Here is a 22,916-nt window from a genome sequence, read left to right as displayed (position 1 = left end):
CCCGTAGTCGAAACGTCAGCGGCTCGTTTGAGAGACACCCAAGTAGCACGGGGCCCGAGAAATCCCGTGTGAATCTGGCGGGACCACCCGCTAAGCCTAAATATTCCCTGGTGACCGATAGCGGATAGTACCGTGAGGGAATGGTGAAAAGTACCGCGGGAGCGGAGTGAAATAGTACCTGAAACCGTGTGCCTACAAGCCGTGGGAGCGTCGCGCAAGGACTTGTCCTTGCGTCGTGACTGCGTGCCTTTTGAAGAATGAGCCTGCGAGTTTGCGGTGTGTTGCGAGGTTAACCCGGGTGGGGTAGCCGTAGCGAAAGCGAGTCCGAATAGGGCGTTTCAGTAGCACGCTCAAGACCCGAAGCGGAGTGATCTAGCCATGGGCAGGTTGAAGCGGAGGTAAGACTTCGTGGAGGACCGAACCCACCAGGGTTGAAAACCTGGGGGATGACCTGTGGTTAGGGGTGAAAGGCCAATCAAACTCCGTGATAGCTGGTTCTCCCCGAAATGCATTTAGGTGCAGCGTCGTGTGTTTCTTGCCGGAGGTAGAGCACTGGATAGGCGATGGGCCCTACCGGGTTACTGACCTTAGCCAAACTCCGAATGCCGGTAAGTGAGAGCGCGGCAGTGAGACTGTGGGGGATAAGCTCCATGGTCGAGAGGGAAACAGCCCAGAGCATCGACTAAGGCCCCTAAGCGTACGCTAAGTGGGAAAGGATGTGGAGTCGCAGAGACAACCAGGAGGTTGGCTTAGAAGCAGCCACCCTTGAAAGAGTGCGTAATAGCTCACTGGTCTAGTGATTCCGCGCCGACAATGTAGCGGGGCTCAAGCGTACCGCCGAAGTCGTGTCATTGCAGCGTATAGCCCTAACGGGTGTTGTGATGGGTAGGGGAGCGTCGTGTGCCGGGTGAAGCAGCCGCGGAAGCGAGTTGTGGACGGTTCAGGAGTGAGAATGCAGGCATGAGTAGCGATACAAACGTGAGAAACGTTTGCGCCGATTGACTAAGGGTTCCTGGGTCAAGCTGATCTGCCCAGGGTAAGTCGGGACCTAAGGCGAGGCCGACAGGCGTAGTCGATGGATAACCGGTTGATATTCCCGTACCCGCTGTGAAGCGTCAAACATCGAGCATCGTGATGCTAAGGCCGTGAAGCCGTTCCGGACCCTTCGGGGAAAGGAAAGTGGTGGAGCCGCCGGCCCAAGCGGTTAGTAGGTGAGTGATGGGGTGACGCAGGAAGGTAGTCCATCCCGGGCGGTGGTTGTCCCGGGGTAAGGGTGTAGGCCGTGCGATAGGTAAATCCGTCGCACTTGTGGCTGAGACCTGATGCCGAGCCGATTGTGGTGAAGTGGATGATCCTATGCTGTCGAGAAAAGCCTCTAGCGAGTTTCATGGCGGCCCGTACCCTAAACCGACTCAGGTGGTCAGGTAGAGAATACCGAGGCGTTCGGGTGAACTATGGTTAAGGAACTCGGCAAAATGCCCCCGTAACTTCGGGAGAAGGGGGGCCACGTCCGGTGAGAGCACTTGCTGCTTGAGCTGGGGGTGGCCGCAGAGACCAGCGAGAAGCGACTGTTTACTAAAAACACAGGTCCGTGCGAAGCCGTAAGGCGATGTATACGGACTGACGCCTGCCCGGTGCTGGAACGTTAAGGGGACCGGTTAGCTTGGATTCGTCCGGGCGAAGCTGAGAACTTAAGCGCCAGTAAACGGCGGTGGTAACTATAACCATCCTAAGGTAGCGAAATTCCTTGTCGGGTAAGTTCCGACCTGCACGAATGGCGTAACGACTTCTCGACTGTCTCAACCATAGGCCCGGTGAAATTGCACTACGAGTAAAGATGCTCGTTTCGCGCAGCAGGACGGAAAGACCCCGGGACCTTTACTACAGTTTGATATTGGTGTTCGGTTCGGCTTGTGTAGGATAGCTGGGAGACTTTGAAGCGGCCACGCCAGTGGTTGTGGAGTCGTCGTTGAAATACCAGTCTGGTCGTGCTGGATGTCTAACCTGGGTCCGTGATCCGGATCAGGGACAGTGTCTGATGGGTAGTTTAACTGGGGCGGTTGCCTCCTAAAGGGTAACGGAGGCGCCCAAAGGTTCCCTCAGCCTGGTTGGCAATCAGGTGTTGAGTGTAAGTGCACAAGGGAGCTTGACTGTGAGACCGACGGGTCGAGCAGGGACGAAAGTCGGGACTAGTGATCCGGCGGTGGCTTGTGGAAGCGCCGTCGCTCAACGGATAAAAGGTACCCCGGGGATAACAGGCTGATCTTCCCCAAGAGTCCATATCGACGGGATGGTTTGGCACCTCGATGTCGGCTCGTCGCATCCTGGGGCTGGAGTCGGTCCCAAGGGTTGGGCTGTTCGCCCATTAAAGCGGTACGCGAGCTGGGTTTAGAACGTCGTGAGACAGTTCGGTCCCTATCCGCTGTGCGCGTAGGAGTCTTGAGAAGGGCTGTCCCTAGTACGAGAGGACCGGGACGGACGAACCTCTGGTGTGCCAGTTGTTCTGCCAAGGGCATGGCTGGTTGGCTACGTTCGGGAGGGATAACCGCTGAAAGCATCTAAGCGGGAAGCCTGCTTCGAGATGAGGGCTCCCACCTCCTAGAGAGGGTAAGGCTCCCAGTAGACGACTGGGTTGATAGGCCGGATATGGAAGCACGGTAACGTGTGGAGTTGACCGGTACTAATAGGCCGAGGGCTTGTCCTCAGTTGCTCGCGTCCACTGTGTTGGTTCTGAAACCACGAACAACCCCACGTCCACAGCGTGGTGCGGTTGATTGTTTCATAGTGTTTCGGTGGTCATAGCGTAGGGGAAACGCCCGGTTACATTCCGAACCCGGAAGCTAAGCCTTACAGCGCCGATGGTACTGCAGGGGGGACCCTGTGGGAGAGTAGGACGCCGCCGAACAATCATTCAAAGGGTTGGACCCCGAACTTCGGTTCAGGGTCCAACCCTTTTTTGTTGCGCGTCACTTGAAGTTCACGTTGCGCAACCAGCATCCAGTGCATGGGTACTGCTGCACTGCTCAGGGCCGCTGGTGTCGGAGTCGGTGACGAGGTCGTCGTGCCGGCCTTCGGGAACGTGGAGGTCGCCGAGGCCGTTGCGTTGGCAGGGGCGTTGCCGGTGTTCGCCGACATAGACGCGGCGACGTACTGCCTGGAGCCGGCCGCGGTGGAGGCGGCCGTAACCCAGCGGACGGCGGCGGTCGTTGCCGTCCACCGCTTCGGCAGGCCAGCCGACGTCGCGCGACTGCACGCGCTGGGCCGGCGGCACGGGCTGCTGGTGCTGGAGCACGCCGAATCCGAGGCGCCCTACGACGAGATAGCCCAGCGGCGGGAACGGGCGGCGTTCCTCGACGCCAGGTTGAGGGGTGTGCGCACGCCCGAGGGCGGGGTCGGGCACACCTATCAGCAGTACGTGGTGCGGGTGCCGGGGAACGGGCGGCCCGACCGGGACGCCTTCGCACGGGCCATACGGGCCAGGGGCGTTGAGTGCCGGGTGCCGGTGAAGACCCCCGTGCACCGACTGCCCGAGTTCCGGCGGTGTGTGTCCCTGCCCGAGACCGAGCGGGCCGCCGACGAGACGCTCGCGCTTCCCGTGGACGCCTCGCTCACCAAGCGGGACATGCAGCGGATCGCCTCCGCGTGCAATGCGCTGGGCGGGCTGCTGCAACCGGCTCTCTGAGCGTGGTTGGGAGCACGGGCTCGTTCGGGGTATGATCTATTCCGTTGCCGCGGGGGAAACCCGGAAGCGACAACAGGCCCCTATAGCTCAGTCGGTAGAGCGTCTCCATGGTAAGGAGAAGGTCAACGGTTCGATTCCGTTTGGGGGCTCCGGCAGGAAGGCCCCGCCCGATCGGGCGGGGCCTTTCGCATGCCCGGATTCCGGTGTCTTTCCGTTTCTAGTCCTTGTGCAGGCCGGGTACGCGCATGGCCAGGATGGCCATGTCGTCGGACGGCGCGTCAGTGGCGAACCGTTCCACGGCGCGCATGATGCGGGCCGCCACCGCGCCGGCCGTCAGCCCCGTGCAGGTCGTCAGGACGTCGGCGAGACCGTCGTCGCCCAGCATCCGGCTGCCCTCACGGCGTTCGGTGACCCCGTCGGTGACACAGAGAAGGACGTCGCCCGGGTCGAGGGTGACCGTCTGCTCGTACAGCTCCAGGTCCTCCAGGACGCCGAGGAGCGGCTGGGGCTCGGCTGCCGGTTCCACCGTGCCGTCCTGGCGCAGGCGCAGGGGGAGCGGATGGCCGGCGCAGACCACCTTCAGTTCCGCGCTGCCGTCCTCCTGCGGGCGCATCTCGCCGTAGAGCAGCGTGAGGAAGCGGCTGCGGGCCCCCTCGTCGAGGATCGCCGAGTTCAGGCGCTCCAGGACGGCGGGGCCGCTCAGGCCCTCACGAGCCAGCAGCCGGAGCGCGTGCCGGGCGAGGCCGGTGACCGCCGCCGCGTTCGGGCCCGTACCGCAGACGTCGCCGATGGCGAAGCCGTAGGCGCCGTCGCTGATCGGGAACAGGTCGTAGAAGTCGCCGCCGACCTCGTTGCCCTCGCCGGCCGCGCGGTAGATGACCTCGACCTCGACGCCGTCGATCAGCGGCAGCTCGGGCGGCAGGAGGCTGCGCTGGAGGGACTGGCTGATGGCCGTGCGCTCGGAGTAGAGGCGGGCGTTGTCCAGGGCCAGGGCGGCCCGCCGGGAGAGGTCCTCGGCGAGTTCCAGGATCTCCTGGCGGAAGTGCTCGTCGGTCGGCTTGCCGAGCGTGAGCATGCCGATGACGCGGTTGCGGGCGACCAGTGGCAGGACGACGGTCTCGCCCCCGACCGCGGAGGCCGTGGCGAGCGTCGGGCCGATGCCCGGGGTGACGTGGTGGGTCGGGCCACCGCTCAGGCCGAGGCTGCGCATGGAGCTGCGCAGCGCCGCCTGGTGGGCGACCTCCGCGGGGGCCGACCAGACGCGGGCGCCGGGGGTGGGGACCGGGTCGGGCGGGGAGATCTTCGACAGCAGCGACTTGATGCCGTCGATCAGCTCCTCGTCCTCGTGCAGCACGTAGGACAGATAGGGCTCGGAGGCCTGGTCGGCGATCGTGTAGACGGCGCACCAGGTGGCGAGCGTGGGGACCGTCATCTGGGCCATCAGGGCCAGGGTCTGGTCCCGGTCCAGGGTGCCGGCCAGCAGGTCGGAGGCCTCGACGAGGAAGCTGAGCGAGCCGCGGCGCAGCCGCTCCAGCTCGCCCAGGCGGGCCGACTCCACGGCGAGGGCGATGCGGTCGGCCGCGAACTGCAGACGCAGCGCCTCCTCGTTGGAGTACCTGCCCGGAGCCTCGGCGGCGACGCCCAGGGATCCGGTGAGGCGGCCCTCGACCTTCAGCGGGACGGTGACGACCGAGCGCATGCCGGTGCCGTTGAGCAGGGGGACCGCGCCGGGGACGGCGCTGAGGTCCTCGTGGACGGCCGGCATACGGGCCGAGCCGTAGCGGCCGGGGCCGGCCTCGACGGGGACGCGGGCGAAGCGCTGGCGGGCCGAGGGCAGGCCCGTGGAGGCGCGGACCTCCAGTTCCGTCTCGTCGTCGGTCGCGAGGAGCAGGAAGGCGGAGTCGGCGTCGAGCATGTCGCGGGCGCGTTCCACCGTGCGCTGGAGCAGGCCGTCGAGGTCGTCCGGGGCGGGGGAGCCGATGAACACCTCGAACGGGTCGGTGCTCTGGCCCTCGGAGGTGCCGGACGTGTCGGAGGCCGGTCCGCGCAGCGGGGTCTGCAGAACCGCCCGTTCGTGGTCCCTCACGAGGAGACAGACCGTTGACGGCTCGCCGTCGGTGTCACGGACGCGCAGGTGGGAGGCGTACACCGGGATGACCCGGCCGCCCGCGCCGCGGATGCCGTAGCTGCCCTCCCAGCGGGAGAGCCGCAGTGCGTCGGCGATGCCGGTGCTGGTGCCCGGGGTGTGCGGCCAGGCCGCGAAGTCGGTGAGCGGCTTGCCGGTGACCTGTTCGGCGGCGTAGCCGAAGAGGTCCTCGGCGTCCTCATTCCAGGCGGAGACGGAACCGGTCCGGTCGATCTGGACGACGGCGACGCGGACCCGGCTGTCGGCGAGGGGGAGGAGGTGGGCCGGCAGGGAGGGGCCGGCGCTGCGGGTGCCGACCGGGCGTTCGGGAAGGTCCAGCTGGAACCAGACGGTCTTGTGGGTGGGCGTGTAGTCCACGCCCCAGTGGCCGGCCAGGGCCGCGCACAGCTGGAGTCCGCGGCCGCCCTCGCGGTCGGGGCTGCCCATGCTGATGGGCGATCCCTGCAGGGGGACCTCGCGCTCGGGGTACCGGTCGGCCACCTCGATCCGCACGCCCACGTTGCTGCGCAGGCAGAGCAGGTCGGCGGAGGTGCCGGCGTGGACGACGGCGTTGGTCACCAGTTCGCTGGTGAGAACGACGGCGTCGTCGACGATGTCGCCGAAGCCCCAGCCCTGGAGGGTGTCGCGGACGAAGGAGCGGGCGCTCGCGACAGATCGCCCGACGGGCTCGAAACTGGCGGCCGCGCGCGCGGTGATCACAGAACTCCTCGACCGGTTCTCGACGGGCATGGCTCCCTGGCCGACCGGCTCGCGCCGCTGCTGCGGCAGGCCGTCAGTCGGCCGCGGGTCCGGGGGCTGCTCCCCCGGGATCAGTCCGGTGGTCATGTGTGCGGCCGCCCCTCCGATGCCCGCTCGACTCCGTGCCACCGCCCAGGCCGGACGGACCGGCGTGGCTGGACAGCCGGATGCAAGGTTACTTACCTTCGCGGTCCGAGCGGATGCCGGTCGGCTGTGATTCCGTCCGGAGGTGTTCTCCGTCCGGCGGGTGTGCGGACGATGTGCGAAGCTGCCGAACTGTTATGGCCTGGTTCGGCGGGGGTGAAACACTGGGCAGGCTTGTTGTGAAGGTCCGGACAGGCCGTGTGTCTTCCGCGTCGGGTGGGCAGCAGCCCCCCTGGCGGCGGCTCGGAACGTCGGGCAGGAAATCGCAGTAGTACAGGAACAGTGCGGTAGTGACGGGTACGCCCTGGAGGTGTGCTCGAGTACAGCGGTAACGGTCGACCCCTGCGGGAGGGACACAGTGGAGTCTGGCGCAGCGACGCGGGGCACGAACACGCGCGCGAAAGGCGGACAGTCCCTGAGTAGGCAGGGAAGGGCGCGGGGCGGGACCACGACGGTGGACACGGCGGCCCTGAACCGTCTGATGGGGGCCCTCGTGGCGATGCGGGACGGGAACTTCCGCAAACGCCTCACGGTGACCGGCGACGGCGTGATGGCGGAGATCGCGGCGGTCTTCAACGAGGTGGCCGACCGCAATCTCCATCTGACGGGTGAGCTGGCGCGGGTGCGCCGCATGGTCGGGCGTGAGGGCAAGCTCACTGAGCGGCTGGAGACCGGGGCCTCCGAGGGCTCCTGGGCGACCGCGATCGACCACTCGAACGCGCTGGTCGACGACCTGGTGCGGCCGGTGTCCGAGGTCAGCCGGGTGCTGTCGGCGGTCGCCGAGGGTGATCTGTCGCCGCGCATGGAGCTGCGTACGCAGGCGCCGGACGGGTCGGGGCATCCGCTGCGGGGCGAGTTCCTGAAGGTCGGGCGGACCGTCAACAACCTGGTCGACCAGTTGTCGACGTTCACCGACGAGGTCACGCGGGTGGCCAGCGAGGTGGGGACCGAGGGCAAGCTGGGCGGTCAGGCCCAGGTGCGCGGCATGTCGGGTTCGTGGAAGGACCTGACGGACTCCGTCAACACGATGGCGGAGCGGCTGACCGCGCAGGTGCGCGACATCGCGCTGGTGACGACGGCCGTCGCGCGCGGTGACCTGTCCCGCAAGGTCACCGTGCACGTCGAGGGCGAGATGCTGGAGCTGAAGAACACCGTCAACACGATGGTGGACCAGCTCTCCGCGTTCTCCTCCGAGGTGACACGCGTCGCCCGCGAGGTGGGCACCGAGGGGGCGCTGGGCGGCCAGGCGCAGGTCCCCGGGGTGGACGGCGTGTGGAAGGAGCTCACCGACTCCGTCAACACCATGGCCGGGAACCTGACGGCGCAGGTGCGCGGGATCGCCGAGGTGACGACCGCGGTCGCCAACGGTGACCTGTCGCGGAAGGTGACGGTGCCGGCGCGCGGCGAGGTCGCGCAGCTCGCCGAGACGATCAACCAGATGACCGAGACGCTGCGGATCTTCGCCGACGAGGTCACGCGGGTCGCCAACGAGGTCGGGGCCGAGGGGCGGCTGGGCGGTCAGGCGAACGTGCCGGGCGCCGCGGGGACGTGGAAGGACCTGACGGACTCCGTGAACACGGTGTTCCGGAACCTGACCACTCAGGTGCGGGACATCGCGGCGGTGACGACGGCGGTCGCCAATGGTGACCTGTCGCAGAAGGTCACCGTGGACGTGGCCGGCGAGATGCTGGAGCTGAAGAACACCGTCAACACGATGGTCGACCAGCTGTCGGCGTTCGGTGCCGAGGTCACGCGGGTGGCGCGGGAGATCGGCGTCGAGGGTGAGCTGGGCGGCCAGGCGCAGGTGCCGGGGGCGGCCGGGACGTGGAAGGACCTGACGGACTCCGTCAACACGGCGTTCCGCAACCTCACCGGACAGGTGAGGAACATCGCCCAGGTGACGACGGCGGTCGCCAATGGCGACCTGTCGCAGAAGGTCACCGTGGACGTCTCCGGCGAGATGCTCCAGCTGAAGAACACCGTGAACACGATGGTGGACCAGCTGTCGAGCTTCGCCGACCAGGTCACGCGGATGGCGCGGGACGTGGGCACGGAGGGCCGGCTGGGCGGTCAGGCGCAGGTGGACGGGGTGTCGGGCACCTGGAAGGAGCTCACCGACTCCGTCAACTCGATGGCGTCCAACCTGACCGGTCAGGTGCGCAACATCGCGCAGGTGACGACCGCCGTCGCGCGCGGTGACCTGTCGCAGAAGATCGACGTGGACGCGCGCGGGGAGATCCTGGAGCTGAAGAACACCATCAACACGATGGTGGACCAGCTGTCGTCGTTCGCCGACCAGGTGACGCGGGTGGCCCGTGAGGTGGGCACCGAGGGCCGTCTCGGCGGTCAGGCGCAGGTGCCCGGGGTCGCCGGTGTGTGGCGGGACCTGACGGACTCGGTGAACGGCATGGCCGGCAACCTCACCGCGCAGGTGCGCAACATCGCCCAGGTGGCGACCGCGGTGGCGCGCGGTGACCTGTCGCAGAAGATCACCGTGGACGCGCGCGGGGAGATCCTGGAGCTCAAGAACACCCTGAACACGATGGTGGACCAGCTGTCGTCGTTCGCCCAGGAGGTCACGCGGGTGGCCCGTGAGGTGGGTACGGAGGGCATCCTCGGAGGTCAGGCCGAGGTGCAGGGTGTCTCCGGCACCTGGAAGGACCTCACGCAGTCGGTGAACGGCATGGCGAACAACCTGACCCTCCAGGTGCGCAACATCGCCGAGGTCACCACGGCGGTCGCCAAGGGCGACCTGTCGAAGAAGATCACCGTCGACGCCAAGGGCGAGATCCTCGAGCTGGTGACCACCGTCAACACGATGGTGGACCAGCTGTCGTCGTTCGCCGAGCAGGTGACCCGGGTGGCCCGTGAGGTGGGCACCGAGGGCATTCTGGGCGGCCAGGCGCACGTGCCCGGTGTCACGGGCATCTGGAAGGACCTGAGCGACAACGTCAACCTGATGGCGAAGAACCTGACCACTCAGGTGCGCAACATCTCCCAGGTGTCCGCCGCCGTCGCCAACGGCGACCTGACGCGGCAGGTCAGCATCGAGGCGCGCGGTGAGGTGGCGCAGCTCGCCGACACGATCAACATCATGGTGAAGACGCTGAGCGCGTTCGCCGAGCAGGTCACCAAGGTGGCCCGCGAGGTGGGCACGGACGGCATCCTGGGCGGTCAGGCGCATGTGCCGGGTGTGGCCGGCACGTGGAAGGACCTCACCGAGTCGGTGAACCAGATGGCGTCCAACCTGACCGGTCAGGTGCGCAACATCGCCATGGTGACGACGGCGATCGCCAAGGGTGACCTGACGAAGAAGATCGACATCGACGCGCGCGGCGAGATCCTGGAGTTGAAGACGACCATCAACACGATGGTCGACCAGCTGTCCTCGTTCGCGGAGGAGGTCACGCGCGTGGCCCGCGAGGTGGGCACGGAGGGCCAGCTGGGCGGCCAGGCCCGCGTGCGGGACGTCGACGGTACGTGGCGGGACCTGACGGAGTCGGTGAACGAGATGGCCGGGAACCTCACCCGGCAGGTGCGGGCCATCGCGCGCGTGGCGACCGCGGTGACCCGCGGCGACCTGAACCTGAAGATCGACGTGGACGCGTCCGGGGAGATCCAGGAGCTCCAGGACTACATCAACAAGATGATCGCCAACCTGCGCGACACCACGATCGCGAACAAGGAGCAGGACTGGCTCAAGGGCAATCTGGCCCGGATCTCCGCGCTGATGCAGGGCCGCCGCGACCTGGAGGACGTGGCCTCGCTGATCATGAGCGAGCTGACCCCGGTGGTCTCGGCGCAGCACGGCGCGTTCTTCCTCGCGATGCCCCTGGTCGACGGCGAGGACGTGAACGGCGCCGAAGCCGACCGGTTCGAGCTGCGCATGCTCGGCTCGTACGGCTACTCCATGGGGTCCATGCCGACGTCCTTCCGTCCCGGTGAGGGGCTCATCGGGACGGCGGCCATGGAGAAGCGCACGATCCTGGTGGAGAACGCGCCCAGTGGCTATCTGAAGATCTCCTCGGGGCTCGGGGAGGCGCCGCCGGCGCAGGTGATCGTGCTGCCGGTGCTGTTCGAGGGGAAGGTGCTCGGCGTCATCGAGCTGGCCTCGTTCACGCCGTTCACGCACATCCAGAAGGACTTCCTCAACCAGATCGCCGAGATGATCGCGACGAGCGTCAACACCATCTCGGTCAACACCAAGACCGAGCGGCTGCTGGCGCAGTCCCAGGAGCTGACCGAGCAACTGCGGGAGCGGTCGGCGGAGTTGGAGCAGCGGCAGAAGGCGCTGCAGGCGTCCAACGCCGAACTGGAGGAGAAGGCCGAGCTGCTGGCCCGGCAGAACCGCGACATCGAGGTGAAGAACACCGAGATCGAGGAGGCGCGGCAGGTCCTGGAGGAGCGTGCCGAGCAGCTCGCGGTGTCGATGCGCTACAAGAGCGAGTTCCTGGCCAACATGTCGCACGAGCTGCGGACGCCGCTCAACTCGCTGCTGATCCTGGCCAAGTTGCTGGCCGACAACGCGGAGGGCAACCTCTCGCCGAAGCAGGTGGAGTTCGCCGAGACCATCCACGGTGCCGGGTCGGACCTGTTGCAGCTCATCAACGACATCCTGGACCTGTCGAAGGTCGAGGCGGGCAAGATGGACGTCTCCCCGACGCGGATCGCGCTGGTCCAGCTCGTGGACTACGTGGAGGCGACCTTCCGGCCGCTGACCGCGGAGAAGGGCCTGGACCTGTCGGTGCGGGTGTCCCCGGAGCTGCCGGCCACCCTGCACACGGATGAGCAGCGGCTGCTCCAGGTTCTGCGCAACCTGCTGTCGAACGCGGTGAAGTTCACCGACTCCGGATCGGTCGAGCTGGTCATCCGGCCGGCCCGGGACGACGTTCCGCAGCGGATCCGGGAGCAGTTGCTGGAGGCCGGTTCGCTGACCGATCCGGACGCGGACCTGATCGCGTTCTCGGTGAGCGACACGGGCATCGGCATCGCGGCGAGCAAGATGCGGGTGATCTTCGAGGCGTTCAAGCAGGCCGACGGCACCACCAGCCGCAAGTACGGCGGTACGGGGCTGGGGCTGTCGATCTCGCGGGAGATCGCGCAGCTGCTCGGCGGTGAGATCCACGCGCAGAGCGAGCCGGGCCGCGGCTCGACGTTCACGCTGTACCTGCCGCTGCACCCCAGTGAGCTGCCGCCGAACGGCTACCAGCAGCCCATGCCCGCGCTGGAGGCCGGTGACCTGGTGGCCTCGGCCGAGGTGTCCGCGCCGGAGGTCGAGACGCCGGCGGAGGTGCAGTCGTACCGGGACACCCAGAGCGGTCCGGCCGCGCTGTTCAGGCGCCGCCGCAGGATCGCGCCCCAGCCGGAGCAGCGGCCCGCCGCGGAGCTGGAGCAGTGGTCGGGGGTCGAGCAGCAGGAGCCGTCGCCCCGGCCGGCGCGCCGCGGGATCCGCTTCGGCGGGCAGAAGGTGCTGATCGTCGACGACGACATCCGCAACGTCTTCGCGCTGACCAGCGTCCTGGAGCAGCACGGCCTGTCGGTGCTGTACGCGGAGAACGGCCGCGAGGGCATCGAGGTGCTGGAGCAGCACGACGATGTGGCGGTCGTCCTGATGGACATCATGATGCCCGAGATGGACGGGTACGCGACGACCACGGCGATCCGGCGGATGCCGCAGTTCGCCGGGCTCCCGATCATCGCCCTCACCGCGAAGGCGATGAAGGGCGACCGTGAGAAGGCCATCGAGTCGGGCGCCTCCGACTACGTGACCAAGCCGGTCGACCCCGATCACCTGCTGACGGTGATGGAACAGTGGATGCGGGGGGAGTGAGGGGGGCGTACGGAGGGGGCGCGAACGTGGCGGGAAGGTTCGGTGTTCACGCCGAGTTGCCGACGCGGTGTGCGCGAAGTCGTGTAGAAGTACGGGATTCGGGGAACCTTCTGGTCTCCCGCCGCGTTTCTGCTACGTGCACAGTGACATCGCGGTGACAGGGTGTGTCGACGGGCGGGGTGCGGCTACGATGACCGGCACAAGGACGGGCGGCGCAAGGGAGTCGTCCCCTGGGGCGGTACCCACCGGTGCGTCCCCAGGTCCTGCGGACAGGGGAGGCCCCAAGCCGGGGCGAGGAGGGCGGGCCATGGTGCAGAAGGCCAAGATCCTCCTGGTCGATGACCGGCCGGAGAATCTGCTGGCGCTGGAGGCGATCCTCTCTGCGCTCGATCAGACGCTGGTGCGGGCATCGTCCGGGGAGGAAGCGCTCAAGGCACTGCTCACCGACGATTTCGCGGTCATCCTGCTGGACGTGCAGATGCCGGGCATGGACGGCTTCGAGACCGCCGCGCACATCAAGCGCCGTGAGCGGACCCGGGACATCCCGATCATCTTCCTCACCGCGATCAACCACGGACCGCACCACACCTTCCGTGGGTACGCGGCGGGTGCGGTCGACTACATCTCCAAGCCGTTCGACCCGTGGGTGCTGCGCGCCAAGGTCTCGGTCTTCGTCGACCTGTACATGAAGAACTGCCAGCTGAGGGAGCAGGCGGCGCTGCTGCGGCTCCAGTTGGACGGCGGCGAGAAGGACTCCGAGGAGTCGAAGGAGTCGGCGGGGCTGCTCGCCGAGCTCTCGGCGCGGCTCGCGGCCGTCGAGGAGCAGGCCGAGGCGCTCACCAAGCAGCTCAACGACGAGTCGACCGACGCGGCCGCGGTGGCCACGGCGGCTCATCTCGAGCGCAAGCTCACCGGGTTGCGCCGGGCGCTGGACGCCCTCGAACCGGGAGCGGGCGGCCCGCCGTCGGTGCCGCCGCAGAACTGACCCCGCGGACAGGGCAGTTGTCCGGCCCGTCCGGAGGGGCCGGGCCTGAGTCGGTGTCATGGTGCCGGTGTCCGTGACCTGTCGGCGTCACCTTCGCGCCTCGACGAGAGCGACACGAACGGGTGAAGCATCCGTCACGCGTGTCCCCCGCCGTCTCCACCGGTAACCTCACACCCATGGCCTCACGTCCCTCCGCAGCCAAGAAGCCGCCCGCGAAGAAGGCGGCCGCTTCCGCGAAGGCTCCGGCGAAGAAGGCCGCTGCCAGAAGGCCCCCGGCGAAGAAGGCTCCCGCCAAGAAGGCCGTGGCCAGGAAGCCGGCGCCGACACCGAACCCGACCAGTGGCGTCTACCGGCTCGCGCGCGCCCTCTGGCTGGGTCTCGCCCACGCCGTCGGCGCCGTCTTCCGCGGCATAGGACAGGGCGCCAAGAACCTCGACCCCGCCCACCGCAAGGACGGCCTCGCGCTGCTGCTGCTCGGCATCGCGCTGATCGTCGCCGCGGGCACCTGGGCGGACCTGAAGGGCCCCGTCGGCGACCTGGTGGAGATCCTGGTCACCGGAGCCTTCGGCCGCCTCGACCTGCTGGTGCCGATCCTGGTCGCCGTCATCGCCGTACGGTTCATCCGGCACCCGGAGAAGCCGGAGGCCAACGGGCGCATCGTCATCGGTCTGTCGGCCCTGGTCATCGGCGTCCTCGGGCAGATCCACATCGCCTGCGGCTCGCCCGCCCGCAGCGACGGCATGCAGGCCGTACGGGACGCGGGCGGACTCATCGGCTGGGCCGCGGCCACACCGCTGTCGTCCACCATGACCGACGTCCTCGCCGTGCCGCTGCTCGTGCTGCTCACGGTCTTCGGCCTCCTGGTCGTCACGGCCACCCCGGTGAACGCCATTCCGCAGCGCCTGCGCCGGCTCGGCGAGCGGCTCGGGCTCGTCAGCGAACCCGAGCCGGAGGACTTCGGCGCCGACGACGAGCGCTACGAGGAGCAGTGGCGCGAGGCGCTGCCCGCCGGCCGCCGCAGGCGCCGCCCGGCGCCCGAGGAGTACGACCCCGACGGCGTCGAGCAGGAGGCGCTGTCCCGGCGCCGTACCCGGCCCCGCAGGGCACCGGCGGACCCGGACCGGCCCCTGGACGCCGTCGACGTGGCCGCCGCCGCGGCAGCGGCGCTCGACGGGGCGGTGCTGCACGGGATGCCGCCCTCCCCGGTCGTCGCCGACCTGACGCAGGGGGTGAGCGCCGGCGACCGCGAGCCGACCACGCCGACACCGGTCCCGGCGGCCCGCTCCCAGCGCAAGAAGCCGGCGGCGGACGAGCCGAAGCAGGCCAGGCCCCCGGCCGGCGTGCTGGACATGACCAAGGCGCCGCCCCCCGAGCCCCGCGACCTGCCCGCCCGCGCGGAGCAGCTCCAGCTCTCCGGCGACATCACCTACTCCCTGCCCTCCCTCGACCTGCTCCGGCGGGGCGGCCCGGGCAAGGCGCGCAGCGCCGCCAACGACGCCATAGTGGAGGCGCTGCGGAAGGTCTTCACGGAGTTCAAGGTGGACGCCGCCGTCACCGGCTTCACCCGCGGCCCGACGGTCACCCGCTACGTCGTGGAACTCGGCCCGGCCGTGAAGGTCGAGCGGGTGACCGCGCTGACCAAGAACATCGCGTACGCCGTCGCCAGCCCGGACGTGCGGATCATCAGCCCGATCCCCGGCAAGTCCGCGGTCGGCATCGAGATCCCCAACACCGACCGGGAGATGGTCAACCTCGGTGACGTACTGCGGCTCGCGGAGTCCGCCGAGGACGACGACCCGATGCTGGTCGCCTTCGGCAAGGACGTCGAGGGCGGCTACGTCATGTCCTCGCTGGCGAAGATGCCGCACATGCTGGTCGCCGGCGCCACCGGCTCCGGCAAGTCGTCCTGCATCAACTGCCTGATCACGTCGATCATGATGCGGGCGACGCCGGAGGACGTCCGGATGATCCTGGTCGACCCCAAACGCGTGGAGCTGACGGCGTACGAGGGCATCCCGCACCTGATCACGCCGATCATCACCAACCCCAAGCGGGCCGCCGAGGCGCTGCAGTGGGTCGTGCGCGAGATGGACCTGCGCTACGACGACCTGGCCGCCTACGGCTACCGGCACATCGACGACTTCAACCGCGCGGTGCGCGAGGGCAAGGTGAAACCGCCCGAGGGGAGCGAGCGGGAGCTCCAGCCGTACCCGTACCTGCTGGTGATCGTCGACGAGCTGGCCGACCTGATGATGGTCGCCCCGCGCGACGTCGAGGACGCCATCGTGCGGATCACGCAGCTCGCGCGGGCCGCCGGCATCCACCTGGTGCTCGCCACGCAGCGCCCGTCGGTCGACGTCGTGACCGGTCTGATCAAGGCGAACGTGCCCTCCCGGCTGGCGTTCGCCACCTCCTCGCTGGCGGACTCGCGCGTCATCCTCGACCAGGCCGGCGCCGAGAAGCTGATCGGCAAGGGCGACGGGCTGTTCCTGCCGATGGGCGCGAACAAACCGACGCGTATGCAGGGCGCGTTCGTGACCGAGGAGGAGGTCGCGGCCGTCGTCCAGCACTGCAAGGACCAGATGGCGCCCGTCTTCCGCGAGGACGTCGTCGTCGGGACCAAGCAGAAGAAGGAGATCGACGAGGACATCGGCGACGACCTCGACCTGCTGTGCCAGGCGGCCGAGCTGGTCGTCTCCACCCAGTTCGGGTCGACGTCCATGCTGCAGCGCAAGCTGCGCGTCGGCTTCGCCAAGGCGGGCCGGCTGATGGACCTCATGGAGTCCCGCAACATCGTCGGACCGAGCGAGGGTTCGAAGGCTCGTGATGTTCTTGTGAAGCCTGATGAGCTGGATGGCGTGCTCGCGCTGATCCGGGGGGAGTCTGAAGGGTAGGCGGACGGGACGCGGTCGTCGCCTCGGGGCACCCGGGTGGCCGATCGTGACCCACCCGTGAGGGATCATTGGGCAACCGTTTCCCGTCGGCGTACGTCAAGTTGAGCGAAACGACGAACAAGAGGTCCACCATCGGGATGTCGGGCCATTCCGATGGCGTACAAAGTTCCACCGCCCAGTTGCCCCACCCTCTCGTACCCCTCCTAGACTGAACCTCCAGCACAGGTGGCTACACGCTCGAAAGGCGCCCCCGTGTCCATCGGCAACTCCCCTGAAGACGAGCGTCCGTTCGAAGACGTATCCGAGGAAGCCCGCCCCTCCGTCGGGCACGCGCTGCGCCGGGCGCGCATCGCCGCCGGGCTCACCGTCGACGACGTCAGTAGCGCCACCCGGGTCCGCATCGCCATCGTGCACGCCATCGAGTCGGACGACTTCGCGCCCTGCGGCGGCGACGTCTACGCGCGCGGGCACATCCGGACCCTGGCCAAGGCCGTCCACCTCGATCCGGCCCCGCTGATCGCCCAGTACGAGAGCGAGCACGGGGGTGGCCGTCCGGCGCCCACCCCCGCCGCTCCGCTGTTCGAGGCGGAACGCATCCGCCCGGAGCGGCGCGGACCCAACTGGACCGCGGCCATGGTCGCCGCCATCGTCGTCGTGATCGGCTTCGTCGGCTTCACCATGGTCAACGGCGGGGACGACGGCGACAACGCCAACGTCGCCGAGGGCACCGAGCCCACCACCTCGCCCTCGCCCACCCCCACGACAAAGAAGCCGGCCGACCCCGCGCCGGACCCGTCGGACAGCGCCATCGCGGCCGCGCCGCAGGACAAGGTGACCGTCCGGGTGACCGCCGCCGACGGACGCAGCTGGATCTCCGCCAAGGACCACAACGGCCGGCTGCTCTTCGACGGACTGCTCAAGCAGGGCGACTCCAAGACCTTCCAGGACAGTTTCAAGGTCAACCTGGTGCTCGGCGACGCCGGCGCCATCGACCTGTTCGTGAACGGCAAGAAGATCGAGGACGACTGGCAGCCGGGCGCCGTCGAGCGCCTGACCTACACCAAGGGCGACCCGCAGGCCGGATGAGCGGTCCCCCGGAGCACTCCGGCGACGGGGGCGGCCGTGATCGGCCAACCCCGTCGACGTGGGGTGCCGGCGGGACGAAGTAGTCTTGAGCCCATGCCTGAACGCCGTACCGTCGCACTCGTCACCCTTGGCTGCGCCCGTAACGAGGTGGACTCGGAGGAGCTCGCAGGCCGTTTGGAGGCGGACGGCTGGGAGCTCGTGGAGGACGCCGAGGACGCCGACGTCGCCGTCGTCAACACCTGTGGGTTCGTCGAGGCCGCCAAGAAGGACTCGGTCGACGCCCTCCTGGAGGCCAACGACCTCAAGGGCCATGGAAGAACGCAGGCCGTCGTGGCGGTGGGCTGCATGGCCGAGCGGTACGGCAAGGAACTCGCCGAGGCCCTGCCCGAGGCCGACGGTGTGCTCGGGTTCGACGACTACACCGACATCTCCGACCGCCTCCAGACCATCCTGAACGGCGGCATCCACGCCTCCCACACCCCGCGCGACCGGCGCAAGCTGCTGCCGATCAGCCCGGCCGAGCGCCAGGACTCCGCCGCCTCGGTCGCCCTCCCGGGCCACGGCCCGGTGGATCTCCCGGAGGGCCTCGCCCCGGCCTCCGGCCCGCGCGCGCCCCTGCGCCGCCGGCTGGACGGTTCCCCGGTGGCCTCGGTGAAGCTCGCCTCCGGCTGCGACCGGCGCTGCTCCTTCTGCGCCATCCCGTCCTTCCGCGGCTCCTTCATCTCGCGCCGCCCCAGCGACGTGCTGAACGAGACGCGGTGGCTGGCCGAGCAGGGGGTGAAGGAGATCATGCTGGTCTCCGAGAACAACACCTCCTACGGCAAGGACCTCGGCGACATCCGCCTGCTGGAGTCCCTGCTGCCCGAGCTGGCCGAGGTCGACGGCCTGGAGCGGGTGCGCGTCAGCTACCTGCAGCCGGCCGAGATGCGGCCCGGCCTGATCGACGTGCTGACCTCCACCCCTAAGGTCGCCCCCTACTTCGATCTGTCCTTCCAGCACTCCGCGCCCGACGTGCTGCGCGCGATGCGCCGCTTCGGCGACACCGACCGGTTCCTGGAGCTGCTCGACACCATCCGCAGCAAGGCGCCCCAGGCCGGCGTGCGTTCCAACTTCATCGTGGGCTTCCCCGGGGAGTCCGAGGCGGACCTCGCCGAGCTGGAGCGGTTCCTGAACCACGCGCGGCTGGACGCCATCGGGGTCTTCGGCTACTCCGACGAGGAGGGCACCGAGGCGGCGACCTACGACCGCAAGCTGGACGAGGACGTCGTCGCCGAGCGGCTGGCCCGTGTCTCCCGGCTGGCCGAGGAGCTCGTCTCGCAGCGTGCCGAGGAGCGGGTCGGCGAGACCGTGCGGGTGCTGGTGGAGTCCGTGGACGAGGCGGAGGGCGTGTACGGCCGGGGGGCCCACCAGGCCCCCGAGACGGACGGCCAGGTGCTGCTCACGAGCGGCGAGGGACTGCGCGTCGGCCGTATGGTCGAGGCGAAGGTGGTGGGCACGGAAGGTGTCGACCTGGTGGCCGAGCCGCTGTTCGAGGGTTCGCTCGCGTGGAGTGAGGAGGCGGGCAGATGACGGGTGTCCCGGCATCGGCGGCAGGAGGCCCCTCCGGCGCGCGGAGGGCGGCGAGCATCACCCCCGGGGGTGTTCCCGGGGCCGGCCGTGCGGTCGCGCGTGAGGGGCGGGGTGCGGGACCGTCCGGCGGCGGTACCGCGAGGCGCGGGCTGTCGGGCCGTGGCGCGGGCAGTGCCCAGCCGCACGCCGACGAGGCCGCCCGGGCCGCGGCGTCCCGGGCCGGAGCCGACTCCGAGGACGGTGCGGAGGCGGCGCGCGGCGCGAAGATCGCGGCGGCGGCCGTCAACCAGGCCAGCGTCTGGAACATCGCCAACCTGCTGACCATGCTCCGGCTGCTCCTGGTGCCGGCGTTCGTCGCGCTGATGCTCGCCGACGGCGGGTACGACCCGGCATGGCGGTCGCTGGCGTGGGCGGCCTTCGCCATCGCCATGATCACCGACCTGTTCGACGGCCACCTGGCGCGCACCTACAACCTCGTCACCGACTTCGGGAAGATCGCCGACCCCATCGCCGACAAGGCGATCATGGGAGCGGCCCTGATCTGCCTCTCCGCGCTGGGCGACCTGCCGTGGTGGGTCACCGGGGTGATCCTCGGCCGGGAACTCGGCATCACGCTGCTGCGTTTTCTGGTCATTCGCTACGGCGTGATCCCGGCCAGCCGCGGGGGCAAGCTGAAGACGCTCACCCAGGGCGTGGCCGTCGGCATGTACGTGCTGGCGCTCACGGGCTGGCTGGCGACGCTGCGGTGGTGGGTGATGGCCGCGGCGGTCGTGCTGACCGTGGTCACCGGACTCGACTATGTGAAACAGGCCATTGTGCTGCGCAGGCAGGGAATCGCCGAGCGCAAGGCCGCGTTGGAGGAGACGGAAGCGTGAGTTCCAGGGCCACCGAGGTGGTGCGACTACTCACCGTGAACGGCGAGACCCTCGCCGTGGCCGAGTCGCTGACCGGTGGCCTGGTGGCGGCGGAGATCACCGCCGTCCCCGGTGCGTCCAAGGTGTTCCGCGGGTCGGTGACGGCGTACGCGACCGAGCTGAAGCGGGACTTGCTCGGCGTCGACGCCACTCTGCTGGCGCAGCGCGGAGCGGTGGATCCGCAGGTGGCGGCCCAGATGGCGGCCGGTGTCCGCAAGGCGCTGGGCGCCGACTGGGGCATCGCGACCACCGGTGTCGCCGGTCCGGACCCCCAGGACGGTCAGGCCGTCGGCACGGTGTTCATCGCCGTGGACGGCCCTCCGGCAGCGGGTTCCGGTTCTGCCGGTGGCGGAAAAGTGGAGCGTCTGCGGTTGAACGGCGACCGTGCGGAAATTCGTATGGAGAGTGTACGGAGCGTACTCGCACTGCTTCTGACGGAGCTTGCGGGCGAACAGACCGGGAATGAGCGGGCACAGGATACGGAACGGAACGGGGGGTTTTGATGTTTGCAGCCCTGAGTGAACACGACATCGCTCCCCGCACGGCCGCGGCGGTAGGCGGTACGGTGGGGCGAGAAGGATGCGGCTACGCGGTCCGAGGAGGGAGCCACCGATGATTCTGCTCCGTCGCCTGCTGGGTGACGTGCTGCGTCGGCAGCGCCAACGCCAGGGCCGTACTCTGCGCGAAGTCTCCTCGTCCGCCCGAGTCTCACTCGGCTATCTCTCCGAGGTGGAGCGGGGGCAGAAGGAGGCTTCCTCCGAACTGCTCTCCGCCATCTGCGACGCGCTGGACGTACGGATGTCCGAACTCATGCGGGAAGTGAGCGACGAGCTCGCTCTCGCCGAGCTGGCCCAGTCTGCTGCAGCGACCCCCAGCACGCCCGTACCCACGCCGGTTCGTCCGATGCTGGGTTCCGTTTCGGTGACCGGTGTGCCGCCGGAACGGGTGACCATCAAGGCGCCCGCCGAGGCGGTGGACGTCGTCGCCGCGTGAGCGTGATGCTCCGCGTGTGTGCGGTGTGAAGGTGTGAGATGCCCCGGTAGGGGCCCTTCCGGAAGATCCGGGAGGGTGCTGCCGGGGTTTTTCGCATGCGCGGCACGTTCCCCGTGCGTTTGCCGGTGCGGCGCGCGGCGGTCATCGTTGAGGGACGAGACGGGGGACAGCCACGGAGGTGCGGATGTACGTCGTGAAGAGCCCGTTGTCCGACGCGAACCTGAAGACCGTGTCCGAGGCGCTGCAGGGTGCCCTGGTCGACCTGGTGGACCTCGCCCTGGTGGCGAAGCAGATCCACTGGAACGTGGTCGGGCCGCGCTTCCGTTCCGTGCACCTCCAGCTCGACGAGGTCGTGACCGTCGCGCGCACCCACTCCGACACCGTCGCGGAGCGTGCCGCGGCGCTCGGCGTCTCGCCCGACGGGCGTGCGGCGACGGTGGCCGTCGGCAGCGGGATCGGAGTGACCCCCGAGGGTTGGGTCGACGACACGACCGCGGTGGGCACGCTCGTGGAGGCGCTGGGCGCGGTGATCTCCCGGATGCGGGAGCGGGTCACGGCGACCGGGGAACCGGACCCGGTCAGCCAGGACGTCCTCATCGCGATCACCGCCGACCTGGAGAAGCAGCACTGGATGTTCCAGGCCGAGAACGGGTGACGTGGCCCCGGGGGGCCGCAGGCCCTTCGCAGGGCGGTCCCGCGGGCGTGGTGCGCCGGTGTGCCGCCGGTGCGCCCTGTGCGTGGGGGTGTGCGGCCTCATAGCGTTGCCGCCGTGGGGGGTGGCGGCGGTGACGATGGGGCGGGTGGTGCGCTGGGGCGCGACTGTGGGGGTCGGCGCGCTGTGGTGGTGGGCGGTGGCGCGACTGCTGCTGGTGCCCGACGCCGGTGTGCTGGAAGGCGTGGTCGCGGCCGGCGGGTGGGGGCTGGGTGTGCTGCCGGTGCACTGCATGCCCAAGGCGCGGGCGGAGGGCGCACTGGCTCCGGGGCGGTGGCGGCGGGCCTGGCGCGCGGGCGGTCACGGGATGAGGGGGCCGGACGCGCAGGGCTGACCGGGCGTCAATGAGCGGCATCAGGGCTTTGGTTGGGCCGTAAGCGGTCAGCGGGGTGTGCGGGTGGGCGCCGGGCCCGGCTGGCAGGTGGGGCACCAGTACGTGGGACGTTCGCGCGAGCCGTCGCCCTGGTCGGCGAGGCGGACGGGGGTGCGGCAGCGCAGGCAGGGGCGGCGTGCCCGGCCGTAGACGAACAGGTCCTGGCCGCGGCGGCCCGTCGTGCTGCGCACCGGGCGCTCGCGGTTGAACTCCAGCAGTCGCCTGGCGAGCCCGGGCAGGTGCGCGGCCCGTTCGGCGGGCAGGTCCCCCACGGGGAGCCAGGGCGTGACACCGAGCAGGAAGCAGAGTTCGCTCTTGAAGACATTGCCGATGCCGGCGAGGTTGCGCTGGTCCAGCAGGGCCTCGCCGAGCGGGCGGGCCGGGTCCTTCATGAGGTTGGCCAGCGCCAGGCCGGGGTCCCAGTCCGGGCCGAGGAGGTCGGGTCCGAGGTGGCCGACCGCGCGGTCCTCGTCGGTGGTGCGCATCAGTTCCAGGACGGGGAGCCGGTAGCCGACGGCGGTGCGGTCCTCGGTGCCGAGGACGGCACGGATCTGGTGGGCGGGGCCGCCGTTCCAGCGCTGCCCGTCCGCGTACACGCGCCAGGAGCCGTCCATCCTCAGGTGCGAGTGCAGGGTCAGGCCGCCCTCGACACGGGTCAGCAGGTGCTTGCCGCGCGGGGTGACGTCCAGCACGGTGCGGCCGGTGAGGTCGGCCGTGGCGAACCGGGGGACCCGCAGGTCGCTGCGGGTCAGCACCTTGCCCGCGAGGGCGTCGTGCAGCCGCCGCGCGGCCTGCCAGACCGTGTCTCCTTCGGGCATGCGTCCAGGGTTGCACGCCGGCCGGGTATGGT

At 69.0% G+C, this 22,916-nt stretch carries 13 protein-coding genes, 1 tRNA gene and 2 rRNA genes (1 of these 16 only partly in view); 14 read left to right on the top strand and 2 right to left on the bottom strand.

Annotation, left to right across the window (positions count from 1 at the left end; genetic code table 11):
* The 4 genes from FHX78_RS08880 to FHX78_RS08865 all read left to right on the top strand — a co-directional run.
* Positions 1–2,704, top strand: a 23S ribosomal RNA gene (locus FHX78_RS08880); it begins 417 nt to the left of the window's first position.
* 84 nt (positions 2,705–2,788) lie between these two features.
* Positions 2,789–2,905: ribosomal RNA gene (rrf, locus tag FHX78_RS08875) — 5S ribosomal RNA — on the top strand.
* Between the two features lie 114 nt (positions 2,906–3,019).
* The gene (locus tag FHX78_RS08870; RefSeq protein ID WP_167531957.1) at positions 3,020–3,682 is read left to right on the top strand and encodes a DegT/DnrJ/EryC1/StrS family aminotransferase; all 663 of its coding nucleotides are present in this window, start codon (positions 3,020–3,022) and stop codon (positions 3,680–3,682) included.
* 76 nt (positions 3,683–3,758) lie between these two features.
* Positions 3,759–3,831 (top strand) — tRNA-Thr (locus tag FHX78_RS08865).
* 68 nt (positions 3,832–3,899) lie between these two features.
* On the opposite strand, the gene FHX78_RS08860 is transcribed toward FHX78_RS08865, so the two are convergent.
* A complete protein-coding gene (locus tag FHX78_RS08860) occupies positions 3,900–6,653 on the bottom strand; it encodes a SpoIIE family protein phosphatase (protein WP_145866907.1) in 2,754 nt (917 codons plus the stop codon).
* Positions 6,654–7,068: 415 nt separating this feature from the next.
* On the opposite strand from FHX78_RS08860, the gene FHX78_RS08850 reads away from it, so the two are divergent.
* The 10 genes from FHX78_RS08850 to FHX78_RS08805 all read left to right on the top strand — a co-directional run bounded on the left by FHX78_RS08850 (position 7,069) and on the right by FHX78_RS08805 (position 22,027).
* Positions 7,069–12,540 (top strand): HAMP domain-containing protein, encoded by a 5,472-nt coding sequence (locus FHX78_RS08850; protein ID WP_145866906.1) that lies wholly within the window; start codon positions 7,069–7,071, stop codon positions 12,538–12,540.
* A 307-nt stretch (positions 12,541–12,847) separates the two neighbouring features.
* A complete protein-coding gene (locus FHX78_RS08845; RefSeq protein ID WP_145866905.1) occupies positions 12,848–13,525 on the top strand; it encodes a response regulator in 678 nt (225 codons plus the stop codon).
* A 176-nt stretch (positions 13,526–13,701) separates the two neighbouring features.
* Complete coding sequence (locus FHX78_RS08840; RefSeq protein WP_189908739.1) at positions 13,702–16,419, top strand: DNA translocase FtsK; 2,718 nt, start codon at positions 13,702–13,704, stop codon at positions 16,417–16,419.
* A 252-nt stretch (positions 16,420–16,671) separates the two neighbouring features.
* Positions 16,672–17,505, top strand: coding sequence for a helix-turn-helix domain-containing protein (locus tag FHX78_RS08835; RefSeq protein WP_145866903.1), 834 nt, complete (start codon positions 16,672–16,674; stop codon positions 17,503–17,505).
* Positions 17,506–17,598: 93 nt separating this feature from the next.
* Positions 17,599–19,074 (top strand): 30S ribosomal protein S12 methylthiotransferase RimO, encoded by a 1,476-nt coding sequence (gene rimO / locus FHX78_RS08830; RefSeq protein WP_145866902.1) that lies wholly within the window; start codon positions 17,599–17,601, stop codon positions 19,072–19,074.
* Positions 19,071–19,949 (top strand): CDP-diacylglycerol--glycerol-3-phosphate 3-phosphatidyltransferase, encoded by an 879-nt coding sequence (gene pgsA / locus FHX78_RS08825; protein WP_145866901.1) that lies wholly within the window; start codon positions 19,071–19,073, stop codon positions 19,947–19,949. Before rimO ends, pgsA begins: the two co-directional genes overlap by 4 nt.
* Positions 19,946–20,491: a CinA family protein gene (locus tag FHX78_RS08820; protein WP_145866900.1), complete on the top strand. Its 546-nt coding sequence runs from the start codon at positions 19,946–19,948 to the stop codon at positions 20,489–20,491. The genes pgsA and FHX78_RS08820 overlap by 4 nt, the downstream gene beginning before the upstream one ends.
* Positions 20,492–20,600: 109 nt before the next feature.
* Positions 20,601–20,981: a helix-turn-helix domain-containing protein gene (locus FHX78_RS08815; RefSeq protein WP_145866899.1), complete on the top strand. Its 381-nt coding sequence runs from the start codon at positions 20,601–20,603 to the stop codon at positions 20,979–20,981.
* 184 nt (positions 20,982–21,165) lie between these two features.
* Positions 21,166–21,636, top strand: a complete 471-nt coding sequence (locus FHX78_RS08810) for a Dps family protein (protein ID WP_145866898.1) — start codon at positions 21,166–21,168, stop codon at positions 21,634–21,636.
* A gap of 136 nt (positions 21,637–21,772) precedes the next feature.
* On the top strand, positions 21,773–22,027 hold the full coding sequence (locus FHX78_RS08805) for a hypothetical protein (protein WP_145871798.1): 255 nt from the start codon (positions 21,773–21,775) through the stop codon (positions 22,025–22,027).
* Between the two features lie 47 nt (positions 22,028–22,074).
* Here FHX78_RS08805 and FHX78_RS08800 read toward each other — a convergent pair whose 3' ends face one another.
* Complete coding sequence (locus FHX78_RS08800; protein ID WP_145866897.1) at positions 22,075–22,884, bottom strand: Fpg/Nei family DNA glycosylase; 810 nt, start codon at positions 22,882–22,884, stop codon at positions 22,075–22,077.
* Positions 22,885–22,916: the final 32 nt, after the last annotated feature.

It is taken from the genome of Streptomyces capillispiralis (assembly GCF_007829875.1).
GTDB classification, from domain to species: domain Bacteria; phylum Actinomycetota; class Actinomycetes; order Streptomycetales; family Streptomycetaceae; genus Streptomyces; species Streptomyces capillispiralis.
The sequence above is the reverse complement of the archived record's forward strand: the minus strand, read 5'-3'. Positions and strand labels throughout refer to the sequence as shown.